Source organism: Streptomyces sp. x-80 (assembly GCF_046549095.1).
In the GTDB taxonomy this organism is placed as follows: Bacteria; Actinomycetota; Actinomycetes; order Streptomycetales; family Streptomycetaceae; genus Streptomyces; species Streptomyces celluloflavus.
This window is the reverse complement of the sequence record NZ_JAJPWM010000009.1, coordinates 118469-142331: the sequence shown is the minus strand read 5'-3', so window position 1 is coordinate 142331 and position 23863 is coordinate 118469. Positions and strand designations below refer to the sequence as shown.

The 23863-nt window shown below is 64.3% G+C and carries 25 protein-coding genes and 3 pseudogenes; 16 read left to right on the top strand and 12 right to left on the bottom strand.

Going from position 1 to position 23863, the window contains the following annotated elements; genetic code table 11:
* Nucleotides 1-62: 62 nt before the first annotated feature.
* The 9 genes from ACLJWH_RS20010 to ACLJWH_RS19970 all read right to left on the bottom strand — a co-directional run bounded on the left by ACLJWH_RS20010 (nt 63) and on the right by ACLJWH_RS19970 (nt 5815).
* Nucleotides 63-623: a hypothetical protein gene (locus ACLJWH_RS20010; protein WP_411143084.1), complete on the bottom strand. Its 561-nt coding sequence runs from the start codon at nt 621-623 to the stop codon at nt 63-65.
* Nucleotides 624-713: 90 nt separating this feature from the next.
* On the bottom strand, nt 714-1859 hold the full coding sequence (locus ACLJWH_RS20005; protein ID WP_411143083.1) for a DUF2637 domain-containing protein: 1146 nt from the start codon (nt 1857-1859) through the stop codon (nt 714-716).
* Nucleotides 1856-2281, bottom strand: a complete 426-nt coding sequence (locus tag ACLJWH_RS20000) for a DUF6195 family protein (protein ID WP_411143082.1) — start codon at nt 2279-2281, stop codon at nt 1856-1858. Before ACLJWH_RS20000 ends, ACLJWH_RS20005 begins: the two co-directional genes overlap by 4 nt.
* The gene (locus ACLJWH_RS19995; RefSeq protein ID WP_411143269.1) at nt 2278-2619 is read right to left on the bottom strand and encodes a DUF4326 domain-containing protein; all 342 of its coding nucleotides are present in this window, start codon (nt 2617-2619) and stop codon (nt 2278-2280) included. The genes ACLJWH_RS20000 and ACLJWH_RS19995 overlap by 4 nt, the downstream gene beginning before the upstream one ends.
* Nucleotides 2619-3260: an ATP-binding protein gene (locus ACLJWH_RS19990; RefSeq protein WP_411143081.1), complete on the bottom strand. Its 642-nt coding sequence runs from the start codon at nt 3258-3260 to the stop codon at nt 2619-2621. The genes ACLJWH_RS19995 and ACLJWH_RS19990 overlap by 1 nt, the downstream gene beginning before the upstream one ends.
* Before the next feature lie 83 nt (nt 3261-3343).
* Nucleotides 3344-4201 (bottom strand): hypothetical protein, encoded by an 858-nt coding sequence (locus ACLJWH_RS19985; RefSeq protein ID WP_411143080.1) that lies wholly within the window; start codon nt 4199-4201, stop codon nt 3344-3346.
* A 251-nt stretch (nt 4202-4452) separates the two neighbouring features.
* Nucleotides 4453-5022 (bottom strand): WhiB family transcriptional regulator, encoded by a 570-nt coding sequence (locus ACLJWH_RS19980; RefSeq protein WP_411143079.1) that lies wholly within the window; start codon nt 5020-5022, stop codon nt 4453-4455.
* Between the two features lie 8 nt (nt 5023-5030).
* Nucleotides 5031-5348, bottom strand: a complete 318-nt coding sequence (locus ACLJWH_RS19975) for a hypothetical protein (RefSeq protein ID WP_411143078.1) — start codon at nt 5346-5348, stop codon at nt 5031-5033.
* Between the two features lie 68 nt (nt 5349-5416).
* The gene (locus ACLJWH_RS19970; RefSeq protein WP_411143077.1) at nt 5417-5815 is read right to left on the bottom strand and encodes a helix-turn-helix domain-containing protein; all 399 of its coding nucleotides are present in this window, start codon (nt 5813-5815) and stop codon (nt 5417-5419) included.
* 329 nt (nt 5816-6144) lie between these two features.
* On the opposite strand from ACLJWH_RS19970, the gene ACLJWH_RS19965 reads away from it, so the two are divergent.
* The 9 genes and pseudogenes from ACLJWH_RS19965 to ACLJWH_RS19925 all read left to right on the top strand — a co-directional run bounded on the left by ACLJWH_RS19965 (nt 6145) and on the right by ACLJWH_RS19925 (nt 12767).
* Nucleotides 6145-6591, top strand: a complete 447-nt coding sequence (locus ACLJWH_RS19965; protein ID WP_411143076.1) for a helix-turn-helix domain-containing protein — start codon at nt 6145-6147, stop codon at nt 6589-6591.
* A 179-nt stretch (nt 6592-6770) separates the two neighbouring features.
* Nucleotides 6771-7262, top strand: coding sequence for an XRE family transcriptional regulator (locus tag ACLJWH_RS19960; protein ID WP_411143075.1), 492 nt, complete (start codon nt 6771-6773; stop codon nt 7260-7262).
* Between the two features lie 348 nt (nt 7263-7610).
* Nucleotides 7611-8072, top strand: coding sequence for a hypothetical protein (locus tag ACLJWH_RS19955; RefSeq protein ID WP_411143074.1), 462 nt, complete (start codon nt 7611-7613; stop codon nt 8070-8072).
* Complete coding sequence (locus ACLJWH_RS19950) at nt 8069-9253, top strand: MAB_1171c family putative transporter (protein WP_411143073.1); 1185 nt, start codon at nt 8069-8071, stop codon at nt 9251-9253. The genes ACLJWH_RS19955 and ACLJWH_RS19950 overlap by 4 nt, the downstream gene beginning before the upstream one ends.
* Before the next feature lie 8 nt (nt 9254-9261).
* Complete coding sequence (locus ACLJWH_RS19945; protein ID WP_411143072.1) at nt 9262-9864, top strand: hypothetical protein; 603 nt, start codon at nt 9262-9264, stop codon at nt 9862-9864.
* 62 nt (nt 9865-9926) lie between these two features.
* A pseudogene (locus ACLJWH_RS19940) lies at nt 9927-10382 on the top strand (transposase); the annotation flags it as partial.
* 628 nt (nt 10383-11010) lie between these two features.
* Complete coding sequence (locus ACLJWH_RS19935) at nt 11011-11637, top strand: RICIN domain-containing protein (RefSeq protein ID WP_411143268.1); 627 nt, start codon at nt 11011-11013, stop codon at nt 11635-11637.
* Between the two features lie 376 nt (nt 11638-12013).
* Complete coding sequence (locus ACLJWH_RS19930) at nt 12014-12184, top strand: helix-turn-helix domain-containing protein (RefSeq protein WP_411143071.1); 171 nt, start codon at nt 12014-12016, stop codon at nt 12182-12184.
* A 148-nt stretch (nt 12185-12332) separates the two neighbouring features.
* Entirely contained in the window at nt 12333-12767 is a 435-nt protein-coding gene (locus tag ACLJWH_RS19925) for a hypothetical protein (RefSeq protein ID WP_411143070.1), read from the top strand.
* 229 nt (nt 12768-12996) lie between these two features.
* Here the strand turns inward: ACLJWH_RS19925 and ACLJWH_RS19920 are convergent, their stop codons facing one another.
* Nucleotides 12997-13656 (bottom strand): RNA polymerase sigma factor, encoded by a 660-nt coding sequence (locus tag ACLJWH_RS19920; protein WP_411143069.1) that lies wholly within the window; start codon nt 13654-13656, stop codon nt 12997-12999.
* An 822-nt stretch (nt 13657-14478) separates the two neighbouring features.
* Between ACLJWH_RS19920 and ACLJWH_RS19915 the strand changes: the two are divergent.
* Nucleotides 14479-15241: pseudogene (locus tag ACLJWH_RS19915) on the top strand (transposase family protein).
* 221 nt (nt 15242-15462) lie between these two features.
* Here ACLJWH_RS19915 and ACLJWH_RS19910 read toward each other — a convergent pair.
* The gene (locus tag ACLJWH_RS19910) at nt 15463-16899 is read right to left on the bottom strand and encodes an IS1380 family transposase (RefSeq protein WP_411143267.1); all 1437 of its coding nucleotides are present in this window, start codon (nt 16897-16899) and stop codon (nt 15463-15465) included.
* A 475-nt stretch (nt 16900-17374) separates the two neighbouring features.
* On the opposite strand from ACLJWH_RS19910, the gene ACLJWH_RS19905 reads away from it, so the two are divergent.
* From ACLJWH_RS19905 to ACLJWH_RS19880, 6 genes and pseudogenes are all read left to right on the top strand, one after another.
* Nucleotides 17375-18016: a hypothetical protein gene (locus ACLJWH_RS19905; protein WP_411143068.1), complete on the top strand. Its 642-nt coding sequence runs from the start codon at nt 17375-17377 to the stop codon at nt 18014-18016.
* A gap of 10 nt (nt 18017-18026) precedes the next feature.
* Nucleotides 18027-18152 (top strand): helix-turn-helix domain-containing protein, encoded by a 126-nt coding sequence (locus ACLJWH_RS19900; protein WP_411143067.1) that lies wholly within the window; start codon nt 18027-18029, stop codon nt 18150-18152.
* Between the two features lie 67 nt (nt 18153-18219).
* Nucleotides 18220-18711, top strand: a complete 492-nt coding sequence (locus tag ACLJWH_RS19895; RefSeq protein WP_411143066.1) for a transposase — start codon at nt 18220-18222, stop codon at nt 18709-18711.
* Between the two features lie 790 nt (nt 18712-19501).
* Nucleotides 19502-19710, top strand: a pseudogene (locus ACLJWH_RS19890) (cobaltochelatase subunit CobN); the annotation flags it as partial.
* Nucleotides 19711-20206: 496 nt separating this feature from the next.
* Nucleotides 20207-20575: a transposase family protein gene (locus tag ACLJWH_RS19885; RefSeq protein WP_411143266.1), complete on the top strand. Its 369-nt coding sequence runs from the start codon at nt 20207-20209 to the stop codon at nt 20573-20575.
* 73 nt (nt 20576-20648) lie between these two features.
* Nucleotides 20649-23348: a DUF4157 domain-containing protein gene (locus ACLJWH_RS19880; protein WP_411143065.1), complete on the top strand. Its 2700-nt coding sequence runs from the start codon at nt 20649-20651 to the stop codon at nt 23346-23348.
* 397 nt (nt 23349-23745) lie between these two features.
* On the opposite strand, the gene ACLJWH_RS19875 is transcribed toward ACLJWH_RS19880, so the two are convergent.
* Nucleotides 23746-23823: a winged helix-turn-helix domain-containing protein gene (locus ACLJWH_RS19875; protein ID WP_411143265.1), complete on the bottom strand. Its 78-nt coding sequence runs from the start codon at nt 23821-23823 to the stop codon at nt 23746-23748.
* Nucleotides 23824-23863 lie beyond the last annotated feature (40 nt).

The window sequence follows — 23863 nt, the reverse complement described above, 5'->3', positions numbered from 1 at the left end:
TGCGTTCCATGAATGGAGTTCCAGCAAGTCAATCGCGCTGGGAAACCACCGAATTTTTGTCGCTACTGCGAGACCGGCACGAGATGCCGGATCGCCACACCAAGCCACGGCGCCGCAGCTCCGGACAGCAGCACCGGGGCACACACGCTGTACGAGAGCTCAAGTGCCTGGTGCTCGGGGCTGACCGTGATGCCGACTAGGAGAACGTGGTCGAACGGCAGCCAGGCGCCGAGCGCGTTGGCAGGGTTGATACGGAGCCCATCGGAGGTGAGGACGACGCGCGCCGGGGTGTGATCACGCCACCGTGCCTGAGCATCGGCCTCCGCCTGCTGGCGACGCCGGGCGTCGAGGCAGTGGTTGGGCACCCAACGCCGACCGAAGGTCGGGTGGTCCTCGAAGTACCCCGCGCCTCCCCGCGGATAGACGACCTCCGTTCCGTAGAACCGGGCCGTGCCGCACACCACGTCCGCGAACGCCGTTTCTCCAGCGTCGAGCACCAGCCCCGGCACAACGACCGGCTCCAGGAGACCGCCGGCCCGAAGGCGGAGTTCGAGGCGGGAGGCTGCTTCCACGGCCTCAAGTCGGGCGGCCTCCGCCGCTGCCGTGCGTCCGTATCGCCTCATGTCCTACTCCCTTCCTGGACACGACCCCGTGGATGCTGAGCCGGGAGAGATCCGGCGCGGCAACCACAGGGCGTCACCTACGAAATGAGATCACCACAGCGAACCGGCAGCGGAGCTCGGAGCCCCCTTCTCGGCCCTGTCCTCTGCCCCGCGCAGGACCGCGACCAGTTCGCCGAGGCGGTCGTTACTGATCGGCTGGTGGGCCCGGACAGCCTCCTTGATCGCGTCACGGCTGACCCGTCCGGCCCGGAGGGAAGCGTCCCGCGCGATGGGCAGCAACTCCTCCATCCACGCGTTCACGGCTTCCCGATCCGCCGGGGCTTCCTCCCCGTCCGGGACGGAGACCTTCTTGCCGTCCACAGGGGAGTCGGGCACCTCCGAAGCCAGCGATCCGCCGCCCGCTGGATCGGTGGGGAGTGAGGCCCCGTGCGGGCGGATTTCACCTTCCAGGTCGGCCTCTGCGTGTTGTCCGTCCGGGGCACTCTTCACATGCCCCCTTCCTGGGGACGGCGAGTTCGCAGCATCCCCAGGAAGGGCCGCACCAGCCTGAACAGCCTTGTCCTCACTGCTCTGTCGGCCGTCCGCCGGGGCCTGATCGCGGTTGTCCGGTGCGGACGGACCAAGCACCGGCACCAGGCCCTGTGACGCTATCCGGGTGCCGTCGCCTGGCTTGCTGTGCATCGCGTGCGCGCTCGTCCGCTCCGTCTGTACGGCGTTGCGGACCGGTCCTGGACGGCTCTTGGGACGGTCCGGGACGGACGATTCGGCCGTCCGCGCCATGATGATGTAGAGGTGCACCGAGCCCGCGAGTGCAAGCGGTGCGAGCATCGAGAGGGCGCCAACGACGCCGTCCCCAAGGTGCAACGGAGACTGTTCGGGCTGCGGACCATCATTGAGCGTGACCGCATGCAGTGCGTTCGCCCAGAGACTCGACCCGGTGGCCGCGAGGAAGAGAATCCAGGCGTACAGGCGGGCACCGAACCCGCTGTGCCGGAGCAACACCAGCGCCCTCACGCCGTATGCAATGAACCCGTCGATGAAGACCGGAAAGAGGTACGACAGCTGTGGCCGAGCGTGAATGGCGATGGCCACCTGACGCAGCGCGTCATACGAGAACGCGAAGCCGGCCGCACCGAGCAGAATGATCGCCGTGCGGTCCCAGACCGACATCCGGCGTAGCTGGTAAGCGGACCTCGCAGGCACCGCGGATGCCTTCTCTATGTGGTCGCTGCTCATGCCTGAGCACCACCGTTTCGAGGGTTGATTTCCTGCCAGGCGGGAGTCCGCGAAAGCAGCTGACCGAGCTGTTCGAGTGAGGTCACGTCGTCTACTTGCTGGCTGGGACACGAGATGCATGAACGCCGCAGCGCCAGCCGCTCCGTCCCATCACCGTTGCCGCTGTAGTAGAGCTCCAAGTGCTGTCCGCCCACCGTGTCCAGGGACACGAGCGCCTGGAGATGTTCTTCCAGCCGCAGCACTTCCAACGGCTCCCATTCGAGCGTCACAGCTTCGTCGCCCAGCACACTCCGGGCGTAGCGCGAGGCGGCCGTGACGGAGCGCGGGCCCCAGGTACGGAAGGCACTCTCCCGTGCCGCTGTCCGACGCTCCTCCGCCGTGATGAGCAGCTTCGCCGCAGCGAACATGATCGGGTGCGTCATTGAATTGGACCTTCCAAAGAGCGAGCGGTGCGGTGGGGAACGGAACCGTTCGCCAGGTAGAGCAAGACATCGGCATGGCAGGGGGCAGTGAGTGGACACGTGCACACGAGGTCGAGCCCGTGAAGCGCACGGGCGAAGTGCTCGGCGTAGCACTGGCCGACAGGCCCGCGAAGCGTGGCCGCGAACAGATCCACAGCCTCTTCCGCCGACATGGGCGTCCGGTGCTCGGAGGGGCTCGTGTCGCCGGCCCGGAAGGGGTTGGCGTAGCGGCTCCCCTGCCCGACGTACACAGATGTCGCGGGCAGCTGCGAAGCGGACCCGTGGAGACGGATTGGCATCATGCTGCCCCCCGTCCGCGGCGACGGTCGTCCCCGATCATCGGGACGAGTGCGGTCACCATCTCCGCCAGGCGGCTGGCCACTCGATCGCCGACGAAATCAGTCAGGTCGGGTCCGTCTGCGTCACGAGCGGGCAGGTTCGACGTGATGATCGTCGGAAGGCAGTGGTTGTACCGGTAGTTGATCAACCGGTACGTGATCTCTTCCGTCCACTCGGACGTCTTGGAGGTACCGAAGTCGTCGAGGAAGAGGTACTGCACCTTGGACAGGCGCCCCAGCTCTCGTTCCGAGGCGCCCGTGACGTGGCTCGGCCGCAGAGATCCGTACATGTCAGCGCTGTTCACGGCAACCAGCTCGAAGCGGTCGGGGCCGCCGGCCGCGATACGTAGCAGGGCTCCGTATGCCTGATGGGTCTTGCCCGTACCTGTGAGACCGGTCAGGAGCATGGCGCCCGCCGAAGCCGGGTCCGTGCGGGCCCGGTCTGCCCAGGCCCGGACCTCCGGAAGCGTCGCCTCAGCGTCGCGGAACCGGGGCGGGGTAGCAGTCTCCCAGCGCGTCATCGCGTACTCGACGCGAGCGCTGTGGTGCCACACCGCATCACCGGGGCCCGTCGCGTCGGGCAGCGGTGCGGGGTCGGACATGAGGTGAATTCCCTTCGCAGCGATGATCCGTTCAATGGCGCGCATAGACCCGGCGTGGCCTGCGCGTTGGGGCTCGGCCATGGTCAGAATCCGTTCTGGTAGGCGCTCGGCTTTGCCGGGTTGCGGTAGGGCTTCCAGGCGCCGGACTCGCGCCGGAGGGGGACGACGTTGCCCTGAGCGGCCTCGGCCGGAACCTGGGACGGCAGGTCATCCCAGATGCGGAGCAGGTAGCGGGCTGACTGCGGGGGCCGGGCAGGATCCCATCGCCGCGCGATGACCTCAACCAGCCGTTGAGCGCCCCACCGAGCCGACAGCGCTGTTACCCGGTCCCATTCGGCCGGGGAGAGCCGCCAGCCGACGAGCATCCCTGCACCCTCCATGGCCGCCACGACCTCGTGGGCAGTTGCTGGGACATCGACCACATCGGGCTGGTGCCGCTTCGACACGGTGACGGAAGCTTGCGAGCTAGCTTGCTTTTTGGTGGTGGTAATACTCCCGTAGGGAGTATTACCACCACGCGTACGCGAGGAAGAGATTTCCAACTTCACTGCATCAGATTTCCAACTCGCAGACTCTGCCGGACCGCTGCTGGAACGTGGTTCATGGAACCTTTTTCCGGGGTGGGGGTCGAGCGGGGGTGGAGTGAGACCTTCAGTCTCGGAGTGCACCGGCGTTGTCGACTCCTGGCCCAGCAGAATCGAGTAGCTATTGGTTTTATTTGCCCCGCCTTTTTCATGGCTCAGTTCCTCAAGCGAAGCCAACTCTTTAAGGCAATTGGAAATTCCGCGTACGGAAAGCCGGGTAAGTCGAGACAAGTCAACGAGTGACAGGCTTGCCTTTCCCTGGTCATTGGCTTCTTTGGCCAAGGCGAGTAGCACCAGCCGCGCGCCGCCGCGCGATTCTGACAAGCTGTAAACCAGGTCCGTGACGATTTCACTCATCGGGCGACTCCAGCAGCTCCGGCTATACTCCGTTGTCCAAGAAAGCCAGATGGTGGGGCGTCTTCAGGAACCTGCCCGTGAGGCGAAGGAGTGCGTACCGGTACTGCGGCGGGTGCCATTGCCTCGGCGGCGCTTACAAGTTTGGAGTGCATCCGGAAGGGTGCCGGCATTTCAGGCATGGGAGAGTGCTCCGGTAAATGGCACAAGATTTCTTGTGTAAAGGAATGAGTATGTCCCTGCCGCTCTGGGAATCAGGCAGCGGCGGAGGAGTTCTCCGAATCAGCAGCCGACACGAGGCTCAACCGATACCTGGATGCAAGCTTCGTCAGGTGCTTGTGCGAGACACCGAGCGCGCGAGCGACAGCAGCAGCATCGACTGCCGGATCGCAGGCGAAGCGGCCGATGACCTCTCTTCTCTCTGCGTCTGTGAGGAGGGCAGTAGCTCCGCGGAGAGCCGCAGCAACGGCCTCGCGGTCAATCCGCTTGTGCCACTGTTCCTGGAGTTCGACCCGCTCCGATGCCAGCAGCCCGGCCCGTATGCCGTACTCGTCATCGTGCTTGAGCCCATCGACCAGACACCGGGCCGCCACCGCCAGCGGGCATTCCGCACAGATGTTCAGAGCGCGAGTCAGAGAAATGCCGATTTTATCCCGCACGTGCTGCGGGTCCTGCCGCGGACCGTCGAGCCAAGGAACGAAGGTATCGATATCCTGGCCAGAGCACCGCGCATTCTCGGCCCAATGCGAACCCGGGGCCTTTGCGGCAGTGCTGAGCAAGGGGCGCCAATTACCGGTGCGGGCCGCCTGCACAAGACCGCTCACGGTTGTACTCACTGCGGTCCCCTCGTCGTGCCGCTTTCGGGCATAGAAGCCATTCCTACATACCGGGCGAACACCAGGAACTTTCCATCATTGGTCAGCGATTTAGCTTCGTAGGCACCCGCCGGCCGAAAGGCGGCCAGAATGCCATTCCGCACCTGATAGGCCGCTGTAGCGGCATCGCTCCTCTTGGTGCGCTGCTGAATCTGTGCCCACTGCCCGGGGTTCGCCCGAAGAAGCGTAGCGGTCTCGGAATGCCGATAATCAGCCCCTGAGGGGCGGCGATAAGGCTCGGGAAGGGCCTCGACAAAAGTAACTGAATGGGTCACCGGGGTACTCCTGGCGATTTGAGGAACCTTAAACCCTGCTAGGAAGAGGCTCCGAATAATATGGGAGATTAGCGGCGCGCGCGCGAACGTGAGCGAGAAGACGGCGTAAGGGCAGACAGGTTAATCCCGTCGTTTCCCTTGCCTTTCTCGGCTCCATTCGGGTGCACGGCGTACATCTCTGAAATCGCCTTGAGGTCTTCCTCGGAGAAAATGACATACCTTCCCATCTTTCGATGGGGAAGCGCACCGATACGGTCACGCAGCCAATTTTCAGGAATACCCAGACGCCGGGCAGCTTCCGCGTAGTCGACATGAAGCCGCGTATCGGCCAGCGTGGGGAGCCGACGGATCAGCGCTTCGATGCTTTCCGCTTCTGCGATCAGCCTCAGCATGGTGGCGAGCCCTTGCAGCTCCAGCCCGCCGGAGGCGAGAGCCTCCACAGTGGGTGCCTCCGTGGGGAGTCCCATGACACAATCACTCCTTGAGCAGGCGGGCATAGCCGCGCCTACTTTCGGTAGTGGCAGAGCGTCGCTCCGCCACTACTACCCAAGTGCGACCGCGGGTTGCTACGCCGTGTGCGGTCTGCACTGTTTCGTGTGGGGGCACTGCCCCCAAGTCTGGCTCACCGGTTTGGAGTTGCAGCTCCGGCCGGTGAGCCAAACGCGATTGACGGTGGCCGCCGATGGCGCCCACGAGTCGTTGTATCCGGACGGGAAGCTCCGCCCTTCAGTGTGATCACTATATCATCATTTCCGACCCATCATTTCCGTCTCTTGACTCGTGGGATACTGGCGGCGTGAAGAGCGTTGAGGACTTCAGCCCCGCCGCGCTCCGCGCTGCCCGCCTTGAGTGCGAACTGTCGCAGGCCGACCTCGCCAAGGTGATCGGGGTCTCCGTGAACACCGTATGGCGCTGGGAGAAGGGGAAGGGGGTCCCGAGTTCTCGACTCTTCGGGGCGCTCGTGGAGTGTCTCTGCGTCCCCCGCTCGAAACTGCTTGCCCCCCTGTCACCCGATGCCGACCTTGCGACATTGCGGGCCCGTGCCGGCCTGCGGCAGGAGGATGTGGCTCGCCAACTCTCTGTTCAGCGCTCCGATGTCTCCGAGATGGAGCTCGGAGTGGCGCCTATGAAGCCCGAGTGGGCGGTCGTGCTGCATGAGTTGTACGAGGCTCCCCTGGAACGGCTGGTGCGGGCTCAGGGGGTCACCGAGGCTCGGTGGCAGGCCCGGCGAGGCTCGCCGTGACGTAAGTTCACCGGATGACGGCACCCCCCGAGTGGCGGCCATCCAGTTGACTGGATGACCTGCTGAGCATAAGTCGATCACTTGTGCGCTTGTCAAGCAGACTTGATTGACAAATCATTCACTGCGGTATGTATTATCCAGTTGACCGGATGGAGCGATGGAGAGAAGTGTGAGCCGAGGTGACTGAGTCCTCGCTCGGTCAGAAGCTTGGGCATCTGATCGAGACGCTGCACCCTGCTGGTCGCGGGCCGTACACCTACAAAGAGCTTGAGACCTTGATCAGGCAGCGCGCAGGAGAGGGGGACCCCACCCCTTCGCACGCCACCATCCAGAGCATTCGCACCGGCAAGGTCACCAACCCGAGTGTGGACAGTCTGAAGGCACTCGCGATGTTCTTCGGAGTGCCCGTCGGCTACTTCCTCGACGACGCGGTCACTGAGTCTGTGGACAAGCGGATTCGAGAGATCAAGGAGTCCGCGGATCGCGCCCGAGCGGCTGACGAGCTTGCTGACGCCCTGGAGAACCAGGAAGTCAGGGCGGTTGCGTTTCGGCTCAGCGGCCTGTCGGCCCGGTCCCTGCGCGGCGTCAAGAGCATCGTGGAGGGGCTTCGTGAGGCTGAAGGGCTGCCCCCGGAACCACCCCACTCGCGGGGCAGCGGGCGCCGACGCTAGAGGCCGTTTGCTAGTGCGCTGTACCCGTTTGCTTAACTTTCGCCCGCTGCGCATAGGGTAGTACCGACTAAAAACGGAACATCACCTTCCGGATGGCAGCGGTGCCCGGTTGTGGGGAAGGGTGGGTCGACCATGGTGCGGCGGAGACGGCGACGTATCGCGTCCTCCCTACTCGATGATCTGTCGATCCCAAGCCCGTTTGACCTGCAAGTCTTCGTTGACTCCATTGCGCAACAGCGGGGGCGTCCACTGCTCCTGCTTCCGCTGGACGGCCCGGCACTGCCAGAACTGCCTTGCGGTATATGGCTGGGCCTCGATGAGGCGGACCTAGTCTTCTACGACGCTACGGTGTCTGATGTCCTGCGAACGCAGATCATCCTCCATGAGATCGCCCACATGCTCCTCGGGCACACCACTCCTGAGCTGACCGTGGCGGAAGAGACGAGCCCCGAAGAGCTCACCAGAGCGGGGGCGTACTTCGAGGAGATGCTCTCGCGCGTTTCAGGAGCTGAGCCCCCGGACATCCCTATCGCGGAGATCATCCGTGCCGAGGCTGCTCGGGCCCAGGTCCTGGCCGCAGCCGCTGACCCCGTTGACGAGTTCGGCGTGGCCACGGACCGCATCCTCAACCTGCTCGGCCGTACCGCGTTCAGCAGCGCTAGGGAGCGCGACGCTGAAAGCCTCGCAACGCTGATACACGAGCAAGCCAGCCGGCGGTCGGAAGTCACGGCAACCCAAGCTGATGCCGTCGGCACTCTCGGTCGCCTTAGCGACACATTTGGCCATCCCGCACGAGTCCGGAAGAAATGACCGCCATCAAGCTGACCATCGTCGTACTGCTGTGGATGGTTGCCCTGTGGCGCCTCCCCGCAGCAATCCGCCGACCCCAGCAGCGCTCCATGTGGGTCGCGTTCACCGGGCTGGCAGCCGCAATCACCTCATCCGTGCCGCTTCTGGCCAGCCAGATCGACAACGTGACCGGTGTCAACAACGCATCCGTGCTTGCCAAACACATGGTGGGGATCGTCGCCATCGGCGCCGTGCTCGACTTCGTCATAGCCATGGCCCACCCGCACCTGCTCAAAGCATCGCGCAAGCCCATCATGGTGATCAGCGCCTGCATCATGATCTTGATGGTGTCGCTGTACTCCGCGGTGCCCCAACCCACCCGAGTAGAGAACTTCTACGAGGGGTACCGAGACAACGCCTTCGCAGTGGGCTACTGCCTCACCTTCGTTGTCTACCTGGCACTCGCGACGGCTATGGCCTCTTGGATGTGCCTGAGCTACAGCCGCTACGCGGCCCGCAGCTGGCTACGTGCCGGCCTGCGGCTGTTGGGGGCGGGGACAGGCATCGGGGCCGTCTACAGCCTGTTCCGTGCCGCGCACCTCATTTCCTTGCTGTGCCGGTCCGGGTTTACCTTCAGCGACGCTCAAGTCCAAGTGATCGCCGACGCGATCGAATACACCGCCATCGCCCTGATCATCATCGGCAACTGCATCGCTCCCGTAGGTGTCCTGAAGGACACCGTCGCTGACTGGAACAATGTCCGTCGGCTGCGGCCCCTATGGGCTTCCCTTACCCAAGCTGTCCCCGAAGTGGTGCTCAAGACGACCCTACGGCGGCGCCCTAGGGTCATGCTCCACCGAGTCGTGATCGAGATCAGAGACGCAGCCCGCACTCTCTCTGCGTACATGACAGCCGAACTCCGGGACAGGGCCCACACCGCAGCGGCACCTCACGGCCACGAGGACGACCGTCTGGCGCTCATGACAGAGGCGCTCTGCCTGAAAGCTGCCCGGCAGGCCCGCCTGGATGGTCTGCCTGCTCTCGAAGAAGAGCGAGCTTCGAGCGCCGCTGAGCAATCTCGATGCCTGGACCTTGAAGGTACGGACTTTGACGCAGAGGTGGAGCGCCTCGTGCAGCTGTCCATCGCCTATCACTCACCCACCGTCAATACCTTCGCCACTCAGCTGACGACCGCTTCATAGGGCTTTCCATGACCAGTACCGAACCTCCAACCACGAACCCCGACCTCAGTACCGCGCGACGCATCACCGATGCGCTGGAGCCAAAGAACTGGCTGCTCGTCATCACCCTCGCCATCGGCTGGCACGCCGACCGATGGACAGGCATCGCATGGGGCCTGATCGCTGGTGTCTTCTCTGCCGTGCTGCCCATCCTCTGGATCAAGTGGGGCGGACGACGAGGCTACTGGGGAGACCGTCACATCAGGCGACGCCAAGACCGACTGGTGGTCATCCCCGGCATCATGGTTTCGGTCCTCTCCGGGATTGCCCTCATGCTGATCTTTGACGCACCAAGCGAAGTCCTGGCCCTGGTCGTCGCCATGATGGCGTCGCTCATAGTGTTCATGGCCATCACAGCCTTCTGGAAGATCTCGTTCCATACCGCCGTGCCCGCCGGCGCGATAGCCGTTGCAACGCTGGCCTTCGGTTCCTTGACGTTGCTCGCCTGCCCGTTCATCATCGTCGTCGGCTGGTCCCGGGTCGTCCTCAAGAACCACACCCTTGCCCAGGTCGTGGCTGGCGCAGTGGCTGGCGCCGGAGTTGCTGCCGTCGTCTTCAGCCTGCTGCGCTGAGTTGCACGTGGCCGTGCCCCAGGACCAGCGGCGCTCATCCGGCGCACGGCTGTCTCCGTCGGAGCGCGAACCTCCTGGTCCGCTACCTCAACCAGGAACGCGCCGAAGGTGACCGGCCCGTGACCACCCCCCGCCGCGCCACCCGGCTCCTGCTCACCCACCCCGAACACCTGCGCACCAAGGAGACCGCCCTCCTGGCCGCTCTCACCGCCGCCTGCCCCGAGATGGCCGAACCCGCCACGCGCGTCCACGAGTTCGCCGAACTGCTCACCCCGGCCACGGGCAACGACGCGAAGCTCACCGAGTAGATCACCGCAGTCCGGGCCGCCGACCTGCCCCACCCGCAGACCTTCTGCAACGGCCTCGAACTCGACCACGCAGCCGTCAACGCCGGCCTCACCCTGCCCTACCACAACGGACGCACCGAGGGCGTCAACACCCGCACCAAGAAGATCATGCGGCAGATGCACGGCCGAGCCGGATTCGGCCTCCTCCACCACCGCATCCTCCTCCAATGAGCAGAACGCAGCGTCACCACCGACTACGGAACAGAGCCGTTAATCAGACACTCCCCCCAGCGCCCGATCACGATGCGGAGGCGCGAGCAGTCGCGCCCGGCCACATGGTGTGGAGATCGTCGAGGACGTAGTCGTAGCTGTGGCGCCAGCCTTCGGTATGCGGTGCGGTACCGGTCAGGTGCGGGTGGTCGACGGCAAGTCCGGTGTGTAGGTGCGGTAGGACTTGTCCGGCCGATCATGTTCGGAGTCAGATGACGAGTGCTGCCGCGGTGGCGGTGCCGAGGAAGACGTAGCCGCCTCCTGTACCACTGCGAAGTGATCTCTATCAACGGCCCAGCCACCGGCTCAAGAACCGCCTCAAGGTCATCGAGCGGGAGACCGAAGTAGCCTGACAGCTGGGGACGTTCCTCCGTACGCCACGGGGGGCCCAAGGTCGTACTCCGACAGCAGGCCAGGGTGGAGGTCCCGGACCCTCTCGGACGCCATCGCCATCGCCTGTGAGACGGGGATCCTCGTGCGGGCATGGCAGGCGCACGACGGCGGGCGGGAGGGTTCTGGCGCTTCATGTGGTGCTTCCTGCGCCCCCGGCACGGGCGGTTTGGCTCATCTCCTCAGCGCTGCCCGTCCGATGACTAGAACGGCTCGGCCGTCCAGGTCCGGCGCCAGTTGTCAGCGCGGGAGATATCCCGCCGTGAACGAGGGAGGGATCCGAGTGATCGGCAAGATGAGTAAGGTTTCGTGGCGGTCGGTGGTCACGGCAGCCGCAACGACGGCAGTCCTGTCCGCCCTGATGGGGGTGCCGCAGGCCTCCGCAGCATCCGGGGCTTCCACCCAACAAGATGAGAGTTACCGGATCTTGACTTTCGCGGACAAGTGCTTCACGGTCCATAATAATAGCACCGCGGACAGTGCCATGATCGTCCAGTTCCGCTGCGAGGGCCTCAACTCGCAGAACTTCACCTTCCACCCGGTCGGTGACGGGCGGTTCGAGATCAAAACGTTCGCGGACAAGTGCCTGACGGTCCGGGAGGAGAGCACCGCGGACAGCGCTCGGATCGATCAGTTCCGATGCACGGACCTCTACTCACAGAAGTTCCGCATCCTCCCGCTCGTGGACGGGCGGGTCGAGATCCACACGTTTGTGGACAAGTGCCTGACGGTCCGGGAGGAGAGCACCGCGGACAGCGCTCGGATCGACCAGTTCCGATGCACGGACCTCTACTCACAGAAGTTCCGCTTCGTGTCGGCGTCCTGAGCACCCGTTCCTACGTGACAGCTGCGTCCGGCGGTGGAAAACAGTCCAAGGTCGCCGCGGCAGCGTAGGACGGGTGCAGGTGCGGAGGGGCCGTGCTGTGTCTGCCGCGCGGCCCCTCCTGTTTGCCTCGGTCATTTCAGAATGAGATAGATGTGTCGACTGGCGGCTGACGATCTTCATGGGCAGAGTCTGGAGGGTATCTGCTGGCCTCGTCCCTGATGAACTGCGGGAGTACATAGCTCCGTTGCTGCCAACACACTCGGCTCGCTAGACCGACATCCCGGCCAGCTTCGGGTACCCGACCGGGTCGTGCTGGACGGCATCGTCTACGTCCTGCGTAAGAGGTGGTGCACGTTCGCTTGTACGCCGACAGCAGGTGAAGATGTCGACGCTGGCCGCGTTGTGCACCACTCTGGAGTGCACCCCGAACGACCTCATCGAAGTCGACACCATCCCGGTCGAGCGGCCGGCGGCCCCGCCCCGGCTCGCCCCCGCTCAGCCCAATGCCGCAGGGTCCGCCCGGGGCCGGTCGATGCCACCCCTGTGACCTGCGGACTTCACCATGGGCAAGAAAGCAACGGGACTGCGTCACCTGCGGTGCCCCGGTCGGCTACCTCGACCGCGAGCAATGCTGCCGGTGCTGGCGGTCGATGAAAGTACAGGCCGCGAAGCAGACGTGCCCGTCGTGCGGCAAGGTGCGAGTCCTGCAGGCGGACACCGGCCGGTGCGTCATCTGCTTGCGCGTCTGCGAGCAGTGCGGCCATCCCGTTCGCACGGCCGGCAACCGTCTGTGCCGGAACTGCCGATGCAAGGCCGAGCAGCTGGAGGCCCAGCAGCCATGTCCGCGCGGCGGCAAGCCGGGCTATCTGCGCGAGGCGACCGGCTGGTGCGGGCCCTGTTCTCACCCGGGATCACCGAAGCAGCCGCCGCGGATCTGCCGCGAGTGCGGCCAACTGCGGTGGCATGCCGGGCTGGGACTGTGCTCCCCCTGCTGGCAGAAGCACCCCGGACGCCCCTTCATCCGCGGTGAACACCTCCGCGAAGGGCTCACCGAACTGCCCTCGTGGCTGGACGACTTCGTCGCCCATGTCGCCGCCTGCCCAAGGAGCCACGGGGAAGGGAAATTCTGACCGGCGTGCTCTACGGCAACAAGGCAAAGCCCCGCAACGGCTCCTGCACCAGACTGACCTGCGGGCTCAACGTCCCAACGGACAACCGGCATCAACGGGCGGGCGCCACGGCCATGTTTTCACGCCGGTCAAGGCGTTCCCCGACAGGGACCAGAAGGACTGACCTGCGAGAATTCAGGATGAAAGAGGCTCAGCGAGATCACCAGCCTGGGCCGCGGGACGAGTACCCTTATTGAGGCATGTGGAAATTTTGGCGCATTTGGGACCTGGCGCGATAGATGAGCATTTCCACGGCTTTGGGTGTTATCTTCAGAATAGTTGCGATATCGCGTTGCGGATAGCCGATCGCATATGCGATCAAGGCCAGGCGAGTGCGCTCATCGACTGTTGAGAGGATGTCATGAATAGCAAGTCGAGTCATGACAATGAATTCCGGGTCGTTGCTGTAGGTGCCGAGCAAGTGCTCGATCTCGGCTAGTGAGACATCCCTGAATTGAAGTGACTGGTTTTCCCTGAGCCAACGGCGATATTCGTTTGGGAAGCACAACAGGCATTGCCCGATGAAAAAGGTGCTCAGGGTGGACCCCTGAGACGGATCCCAGCCATGTCGGCTGCCGATATTGTTGCGGAATTTTTTCACGGCCACCGCTACGGTCAGGCCGGCGATTTCGCTGACCGTGTCTGGATCGTTGCGCAACGCCAGGAAGGGGAGGCGGAACGGTCCGATTTGGTGGAGCTTGCGAAAGATTGACCCGTCTGATATCCAAGCGCACATAATTCGATAGCTGCGCTCGACAAGTAGATCATCAAGCGTGTCAAGTTCATAATGTTCAAAAATGCTATTGTGTGCGGTTTCGGCGGGGCGGTTGACATCTTGCGCATTACCCATTCCTGCCTCCAGTCGCCGTCCTCGCCTGCCGGGCCATCCGCTACGGTGCATTCTCGCGATCGTCCTGATCACATAGATCCGCGACTGCCTCGGCACCTGGAGTGCAAAGCGGAAATGTTCACCTGGATCGCTATCACTGATGAAATCATCGTGAAAGTTCGTCTCGCACAGTGAAATGTCAGAAGGCTGGTTGCCGACAACTCGAACCGGCGCCGAGGAAATCGCGCGACACTAGCTTGCTGAAATGCCCGCTCAGGCGGCGCGGTGAGCAGTGGCTCACATAAGGTATGAAATTCGAGCGAGCGGTGTTCCAGTGGCGTTCGAATGCTTAAGCTGCCGCAGTGCAGGCCGGGGTGGCGGACGGAGGCTCATGATGTACTGGCGAGTGGCCTGCTGTTGCACTAGTGAAGTTCCTGGCTTGTAGGCCAATAGGAAGAAGGTTTCTGCACTGCGCCGAAGAGGCTCTTTGTGTATATCTGCATGAGATGCCCGACGGTCTGACAGGAATCTCGAAGCCTCTCGGAATCTTTTCATGATCCACGCCGTAATCGATCTTATTGGTCTATGTCTGACGCTCTTGCAAGCCCTCGACTTCCTGGATGTGGAGAAGTATCGACCGGTGAATCCACAACCAAACCAGTGGCGAGTTTGTCACAACATACTCTGACAATTCTGTCTGTCGAGGACCTGCCCTGCCAGGACGATGGTCAAGGGGGTGTGGCCACAGCTGGCTCATACGGATGTCTTCGCCATCTTGCGGCCGACCTGACCAGCGCTGAGGGTTGTCCCGTAACTGCTGGTCACGGTTGAGGTGGTCTTGGTGTGGCTGGTGTGGTCACGGCGTCGGAGCCGTCTTGGTCAGCCCCGTTCACCGGGTTGAGCCCGCGCGCTTTCGGGAAGCTGGTGACGGTTCTGCGGCGGGAGGGTGCGGACGCGGTCCGCAGGGGGCCGGCCGTGGAGTCTTCCGCTGGAGGACCGGGCGCTGTTGGTCGCGGCGTACTGGCGCACGAACCTGACCATGCGCCAGCTCGCCCCGCTGTTCGGGGTGTCCAAGTCGGCGGCGGACCGGATCATCGACCACCTGGGGCCGATGATCGCGCTGCAGCCCCGCAAGCGGTTCGCCAAGGACACTGTGCTCACCGTGGACGGCACCTTGGCTCCCACCCGCGACCACACTGTCGCCGAGCAGTAGAAGACTACCGGTACTCCACCAGCCATCAGGTCGTCATCGACGCCGGCACCCGCCTGGTCGTCGTGGTCAGACGACCGCTCGCAGGAAACCGAAACGACTGCAAGGCGCGGGAGGAGTCCGGCGCCAAGGCCGCCGTCGGCAAGACCCTCACGATCGCCGACGGCGGCTACCCGGGCTCGTCATCCTGCACCGCCGCGAACGCGGCCAGAGCGAACTCCCGGACCGGAAAGAGGAACACAACACGTCCCACAAGCAGGTCCGAGCCGCATCGAGCACGCCTTCGCCCGTATGAAGACCTGGAAAATCCTCCGCGACTGCCGCCTCACAGGCGACGGCGTCCACCACGCCATGCCCGGCATCGCACGGATGCACAACCTCGCCCTTGCCGGATAAGCCAGCGGGCCGTACGACGTCCCGCCGTACCCGAGGCAGCTCGAAGAGCATTTACGGGACAGCCCTTAGCCTCGCCGTTTCGGTTGGGGTCATGAGATGTCGCTGATCGGCAGCTGTCGGGTGGGCGACGCGATTTCAGTGCTCGGGCATGGTGGGGGCCCGGCGCGGTGGTCGGGTTCTCCAGGTCCTTCGAGTCGTGGGCGGTCAGGGGAGGTTGCCGGTCAGCCGGCCGGTCGGGGCAGCGTGTCGAGGCGACGGAAGGCCGTGGCGAGTTCGTCTTTCCAGGGCCAGGTGGCTGATATCCGCAAGTGCAGACGGCGGCCGCCGCGGGTGAGGCGTGCGGCGACGTGCAGCAACCGGTAACGGAGCTTCTTCGGCTCGGCAGCCGCGAGTTCTCCGTCCAGCAGCAGGACGCGCATCCACGACAGGAGGTCGATCGCCGTGAGGCTGAGTTCGAGCCAGGCGGAGTTGATGTGGAAGTCGCGGGAGGGGAAGCGGCCGAAGCCGGTGGTCTTGCCGCACCGGATGTGGTCCTCGACGGTGGCGTGCCCGCGGTGGCGGACGTCCAAGAACTGGGCGGAGCCGCCACCGGAGTAGGAGGTGTCGGTGAGAAACACCTGATGACGCCGGCCCTCGTCCTGGTCGAACAGGGACAGCTGGGCTCCGGGGTGCGGCCGTTCGCGGCGCACGATGACGCGGGTGCCGTTCGGATAGCCGTCCAGATCGATCATGCCTGTCAGCTCGGCGACCTCGGCGCCCTCACGCAGCGTTCCGTCCTGGTCCAGGGCGGGATACCAGAGGCGGTCGGGCATGGCCCGAATGGCGCGGCGGAGCGGTTCGGTGATGGCGTATCCGACCGAGAAGAAGGTGTGGATTCCTCGTTTACGCAGGTCGCGGACGTGGGCGAGGAAGGCCTTCGCGGATCCGGCGCCGTCGGTGCGGATGAGGATGTCGGTGCCGTGCCGGTGGGCGTCGGGGATCTGGGCGAGTGCCTGATCGAGCACGGTGATGTGGTCGGCGGCGGTGTTGGCGCCGGCGTTCCCGGGCCGCAGCCGGCCGGACAGTGCCTCGCCGGTGTTGGCCAGGAAGCACAGCAGCGGGTGGAAGCCGAAGCCGCCCTTATAGGTGGGTGCGGCCTGCGCCTTCTCGGAGTGGCAGGTGATCAGTGTGGCGTCGAGGTCCAGGACCAGACCGGGCAGCGTGCGTCCTGCGGCCCGGGCCGCGGGGATGCCCTCACCGTGTTCGGTAGCCTGCAGCCAGGCGACTTCCCGGGTCTGGGCGCGGGCAGAAGCCAGCGAGGCGAGGACCGTCTCGTCGACATCGGCGAGCAGCCGCCATGCCGTCGGTGTCGAGGCGATGGGGCCGAAGACTGCTGCCTGGTTCCGCAGTACGGCAAGGTCAGCGATGGCCTTGCCGCCGTCGGCGAGCATCACCGCCAGGTCGGTGGCGATCCGGCCTGGATCATGTCCGGTCCCGCGCGGCCGAAGCGGCCTGAGAGCGGTGGAGTACGCGGCGGTCAGCCCGGTGGCATCAGCGAGATCCGCCAGCAGCCGTGCCCCGGCATGCCCGACCACCCCCGAACCATCGGCACTGACCTGAACCTTGGGACGCAACCCGATAGCCTGCACTTGGAAAGTGCCCTCCGCCTGGACCGACAGAACCCCTCAGCAAGGTTCATCGTCCCAGGTCAGGAGGGCACTTTCGCATTTTCGCCTCAACAGCTGTCGTACCCAAGCGAAACGGCGAGGTTAGCCATGAGACGACCAGCCCCCAGAGGCCGTCAGGAATCGGCCGCCCCGACAGCGTTCTCGCCCGAGGACACGACTGGGAGAGCAAGATCTTTTGACACCTGCTGCGCGCCGGGCGCGCAGCAGAGCTCGCGCGCCCGGCGCACGCTTCGAACCGGTGCCGCCTCCTGACCACACCGCACTCGTTTCGGCGCGGACCTTCCTCGAGTGCCACGCCGCGCCTGCAGAGTGATGAGCCCGTGATTGATCCGTAAGCCTCGATGCCCGTCGTGGACGATGCTCTCGCCAAGGCCTTCCAAGGCGGGCAGGAAGAAGCAACTACCTGCGGGAAGGCGCAGATTGGCGGCAGAGAGGGATTTGAGAATGGGCGCTACTACAAGGAAATGTGACGATCGGGATCGAACCCGTCGGTGTGTTCGGCAGGCTGCCCGGCACGAAGCCGACCACCAGGAAGCGGTCGATTAGACGGGACGCCGCATTTGCGGTCGAGAGCAACGAGACCGTGCTCCGCAGCTTCTACGCCCACTCTCCGAGGCCGGAACGGTCCGCTGATCAACCCGTTCCTGCTGGCCACGGCGCCCGAGTGGACGAACACCACAATCCGATGACGCCTTGGCACTCGCAGTGGGTGGGCCTGTCCCGGCCGCAGCGGATCCTGCGTCAGATCCCCGATGCGGTGTTCAACGTGCTGTTCGCCCGGCTGTCCTTGGACCGCGACCGAGCCCTGTCGCCTTCTGGATCTCCACCGGAGCCAGGCGTCCGAGCTGCTCGGGTGCTGCGCTCCGGCACAGGTCCGGGGCGCCCGTTGGAAGTGATGTCCGACACCAGCCTGTTGCCTGGCCCGGTGGCGGTGAAATCGCGTCCCAGCAGGTCCGGGGCGGGCCGGGCCTTATTGTCCGGGCGGCGGGTCAGACCACGTGGTCTGCGCCGGGTGATGCCCTGGATGTCGTGGTCAGTGGTGTTCCAGGCCATGGCCGACCACACCCCGAAGACCTGCTCCGCTGTGGACCCGCCGCCTGGTCGGTGAGCTGATCCGGATGGTCGTCGGAGTCAGCATGATCGAGCAGGGCGTGGGTAAGTGGCTGCGGCGGCATGGTTTCTCCCCGCAGCGGCCGGAGCGGCGCTCCTACCGCCAGGACCGGGGAAGGCCGACGCCTGGCTGACCGGCGAATACCCCGCCATCGCTGCGAAGGCCAAGGCGGAGAAAGCGGTGGGGGCCTGGGCAGACCAGTGCGGTTGCGTTCGGACACCGCACCGCCTGGACGGTCCTGGGCACCGAAGGGGCAGACCCCTCTCGTCCGTGTCAACGGGCGCCGGTTCAAGGTGAACATCATGTCGGCCCTTGCCTCCAGCGGCGCTTTGTGGTTCACCGTCTTCACAGGTTCGTTCACCGCGGAGGTGTTCATCGCGTTCCTGGTCCGGCTCGCCCGTCAGGCCGGCCGGAAGGTCCACGTGATCGCAGACCGCTACCCCGTCCACTGCTCGAAGAAGGTCGCTGCCTGGCTGGCTGGGAACAACAATTGCGTCGAGCTGCACCTGATGCCCGGCTACGGCCCCGAACTCAACGCCGACATCAAGCACCACGTCCACGCTGCACGTGCCCGCTCAGCAGACGACCTCGCCCACGAGAGACCGGCCGGTTCCTCCATCAGGCCGCCAGCGCCAACCCGCATCGTCCGCGGCTACTTCCACGCCCGCCACGTCCGCTACACCCTCGAATAGGCAACCAGACGGTTTCGGCTCAATACCAGCAGCAGCCCACGATCTGGTGCCAACTGGCCCCCGATGACCCACTGCGCTGGAACTGCGCCGGCCGCTTCGTCCGATCAACTACGACGCCGCGCGAGCGATGTCCGTCCGCGTGAACACCACGCTCGGGTCAGGTGGGTCGCTGCAAGACCTACGGCATACGACGACCTACCGGCTCGCCCGTGACCCTCTCATGCCGATCACGGGCTCCATAGCCCCTTGGACATGGCTGTCTATTCACGACTCAGCGGTACGTCACTCCCACCGCCGAGCACGTCGTTGAAAGCGTCCCTGGCCAGCACCGCCACCAGGCCGAGAAGCCGACAGAGCCCCCGACACTGCGCTACCGGCCGGAAAGCCTGCACCTGCTGTTTGGCCGGGGACGCCCATGACCACCAGCGCCATCACGAATTGACTCTGAAAGACACCTGGAGGCAATGGTGTACTCCTGCCAAAACCACTACGCACTCTCACAACAGCACAGCGATGTGGGGCAACCGCGGCTTGAGGCGCGACGAGGATCCAGCAAGCCCCTAGCGCAGATGATGCGTGAAGCAACTGCAGAGCTTGATGAAGTCCTCGACTCGCTCCTCTATTTGATTCAACAAGTGCGAGAGACGCGGGAGCCCATCCGAGGGGTTCATGAATGCTTCGCCCAGTCCTTCAGCGACGTACAGACAGCCCTGATCAGGCGCGAAACCCTAGAGCGGATGACGAGGGAGATCAACTACGGCAGCAGTAGCTCGTGTCCGCCGGCAGGGCCTTGATCCAGTCCCCGCGCGGCATCGGCGAGAACCCGGTCGCCATCTACCACGACCGGACCTTCCGCCGAGCCACCACTGCCTGGCCGCCTACCGCTGGACCGCCGCCTCCCAGGAGGACGCCGGCCTCGGCGCGCACACTGTCGTCCACCTCGGCAAGCACGGCAACCTGGAGTGGCTGCCCGGCAAGACCGCCGCGCTCTCCGCCGACTGAGGCCCGGACGCCATACTCGGCGAACACGATCTTGACGAGTTTGGCTGGTCAGCCGTGACGTCAGGAGTGTTTCGGCTGTTCGTGACGGTGTGAGCAAGCGGCCGCGGATCGTGGACGACGAATTCTGGGCGGTGGCCGAGCCGTTGCTGCGGCTGTGGCCCGAGCGTTCGCCCGGGTCACAGCCGGTGTCCGACCGGTTGTGCCTGTAGGGCATCCTGTACGTGCTCTACCAGGACGTCAGTTGGCAACTCCTCCTACTGGAGCTGGAGTTCAGCTCTGGGCAGACCTGCTGGCGACGACTGGGCCGGTGGTACGAGGCCGGCGTCTTCGACCGGCTGCATCGTCTCCTTCTCGTGAGACTGCACGCCGCCGACGAGCTCGACTGGTTCCGGGCCTGCGTGGATGCCTCCCACATCCGCGCAGAAAAAGGGCGAACCGGGACCGGCCTATCGCCGGTCGACCGCCGGAAAACGGGCAGTAAACACCACCTGATCTGGCCGACCAGGCCTACCAGGGAGCAGGCTCGGCCTTCCGTATCCCGTACTACGGGCACCGTGAACTCCGCGGGCACTGCAAGCGGTTCAACCGCGTCCACGCCAGGCTGCGGACTCCCAAGGAACGCGTCTTCGCCCGGTTGAAGATCTGGCGCGTCCTCCGCCGGTCCCGATGCTCCACCAGCCGCGTCAGCGGCGTCGTCCAGGCCGTCCGCACCCTTCTTACCTGCAGCTGTTCAGGATGGAAGAGCTTCGATAACTCGGTTATTTTCTTCCCGCGATACCGGTTGAATATTGCCCTCTGCTCTCCGTGTTATCGCGACGAATCGTACTGCCTTTTCGGGTATCTGTATCTGATTTCTCACTGATTGGTTGGTGATTCCTGTGCCAGTAGTTCGTGATTCAGTCGCGCGTCGTGTTCGAAGGGAGCTGAGTGGAGGTGTGGCGCTAGAACAGAAGGTGCGGTCGTGGCTTGAAGGTAGCTTCGGCGTGGATATGGGGCAGGTGCGTATCCACACGGGTGCCGAGGCTGACGGGCTGGCCCGGGCATTCGGGGCTGAGGCGTTTACGGTGGGCGCCGATATCTTCTTCCAGGATGGCTGTTTCAATCCGGGAAGCGGCGCGGGGCGATGGCTGCTGGCGCATGAGGTGGCGCACGCGGTGCGGCAGGGCGGTGGGTCTGGAGCGGCTGACGCGGAGTGGGTGCAGCCGTATGACGACCTTAGTGAGTACGCGGCGGACGAGGCTGCCGCTCTTGTGGTGTCCAGCCGGAAGGTGCCGGGCCCGGCGGCGGCTCCGCAGCGGCTTACGGATGTCGCAACGATGCTGGTTCAGTGCCATTCCTCCTGGGAACACCGCATGCTCGGCGACTGCAATACCAACTCGCTGGACGTGGTTGCCAGATCTCTCAACAAAAGTCAGGGTGATTCCGGGGCGTTTCTGAGTAAGATGCGTCAGCTCTTGAGGCTGTGGCAGACGAATCCCGAGGACGTAACGGAAGCGCAGATGCGGGAACAGTTCCCCGACATTCGTGCCATCAGGCTGCAGGGCAGCGGTCTGCTCGTCACCTATGGAGAGTTGAACACTCTGGCCGATTACCTGCCCCAGCCAGAGGTCCTGGACGCCCAGCCCAAGAGTATCTTGTTGCCCATCCTGCAGACTATGCGTCAGGAGACATTCGACAAGATTGGGGCGGACTGGCTCCTGTTTGAGCCAGGCGTGACCTTCGAGGGTAGTGTGGTCAGCTGGGGATGGGAAAGGTGGATCGAGAAGATTCTCGTGACCAGGAGGCTGGATGCCCTGACAACGAACGTTGGCGCAGAGGGAGTCGGCCATTACAATGGGCTGCTTGCCCGTAACGCGTGCCATTTCGCACCGTATTCGTGGCATCGCTGGTATCAGTTCCACATGATCTCCCGGGACTACGCGATGCAGTCTTGGAATGCGGGAGAAGGGTCGAACGGCGAGAACCGATACAAGGCGTGGCTCTATCACGGTTATGCCGACCATTTCCTGCAGGACTCCTTTGCTGCCGGCCACCTCGTCAACAAGACCTCGGTCATGCAGTGGTTCGTCGAATGGCTCGACGAGGGGAGGGTGGATATCTCCACTGGGGACTGGGATCAGATCAAGACGATGACGACAGCCTTGCAGCCCGGGCTGGCCCCGCGCAGCATGTACACCAGCTGGCCCTATACGGGTACCGTCAAAGACCCCGAAACGGCACAGGAGATGAGTACCTACGAAGCACGTAGGGCCGCCTCCGGCGTATCCGGCCCTGACCTCGGCACCGCGTACAGTAATTACCTGACCTTCCTGGCCAACAGCGTCACCCAGATGTCCTCGGGGGCCGTCCATGACTACTACAATGAGCAGTCCCTGTGGGTCTCCTCCCGGGCACGTACGGTCCCGTTCCAGATCTGGGGCGATGACACCATGCTCAAGGGCGGCGACGGTGTACGTGTCGCCTCCGAGACCGCAAAGTTGTCCCAACAGGCCCTCCTCAACATCCTCGCCTACGGCAATGACGGTGGCATCCCCCCAGAGGTCATCCGCGACCAGTTCCCCACCAAGGCCGGAACCAACTCATCCAGTGTCATTGACCTGCAGGACTGGCAGGCCTCGGTGCGTGACAAGGCAGTCAATGATCTGTTCGGCTCTGTGGACCTGGGCGTTAAGTTCGCTGCCGTCTGGCTTGCAGAACCCAGGTTGGGCAAGGTCTCCCTCGACGACAACGTCCCTGCCCGTCATCCTTTCCACCACTGGATCCGTAGGCCAAGCGGCGTCTGGGAGGAATCAGGCTACAACCCGGACTGGAGTGCCTCGACCCCGCCGGCTCTCCATGAATACAACAACCAGCTGTACGCTGTCTTCGCCGCGTCTGACGGGACCTTGATGTGGAGTCGCTGCAGTCCCGGGTTCTGGCGATGGGAAACTGCACAAGCGCTGGGCCCCGTAGGCCAGTCCTTCGCGTCAAACTTCGCCCCGACGCTGACCGTCTGGAATGGCCGACTGTACTGCGCCTACATCGACAAGGACGACCGCACCGTACAGTTGAACAACTATAACGGCTCGGTCTGGAGCACCCCTGAGCGCGTCCCGGGCACCGGCAGCTCAATCGATTCCATGACGCCTGCGCTTGCCGGAATCGGGAGCAACAGCCTATTTATGGTGTTTCGGGGAACCGAAGGGGCCGGGAGCACTCATTTTACCGAATTCAATCTTATTCCGGCAGGGTGGCGTGAGCCGCAACTCATCCCCGACTGGAATACTGCAAGCCCTGTAGCGGCCTGCAACGCTAACGGTTTTCTGCGCGTCGCCCGCAGGGGGGCCGAATTCCGTATGAATGTCGCCACTCGTCAATCAGGTGTCTGGGCCAAGAATCAATACGGTGACGTAGACATCTGGCGTACCCAGGCCGGACCAGCGATGGCCACCGACGGCTCATCGCGGCTGTGGATGGCATACTTCAACCAGAATGGCCAAGTACACGTCGGGCGCGGCACCGCATCCCCTGCTGGCAGTACCGACTGGACCCATGAATTCAGCATCACCAGGGAGAACAGCATGCCTGAGACGCCAGGCCTCGGCACTTCCGGCGGCCCCGGCGGCGAGGTGCATGTGATGTTCCGCGGGGCGTGACGGCTGACCTCTTGCACCCTGGGTCGCCGGGGCGACAGTGAATCCCCTCGCTGCTAGCGCGGTAATCGTTCTCAACTCGTCTGCAGACGAGGGCGCTTCACTGTTTCCTTTTATCCTGTTGGGTTCGGGGCTGTGGCCGGGCATCGGGTGCGGCTCGAGGCGCTCGGTGTTTTTCTCGGGCCGGGCCCGGAGGGTCTTGCTGCGGTGGCCGGGTGCCGGTCGGCGATCACGACATGATGTTGCCTTTGAAAGCTGTGGCCGTTGACCCGCACCAGCGGGGTCTGCCCGGTCGGCCCAGGACCAGCCCGCCGGGCCGGTCCTGGGCGCTGGCCGCACTGATCGGCCCGGCCTGCTCCCGTTTCGCCCGCACGGCGGTCGCCGGATATTCCTCCTCCGGTCAGGCCCGCACTGCTTGCGGCTGCTGCCGGTACGAGCGGTGGGCAGGCCGTTGCGGCGTGAGGCCATGCCGGTGCAGCCATGTGCGATGTGCCCACTCCCTGCTCGGTCGTCGACAC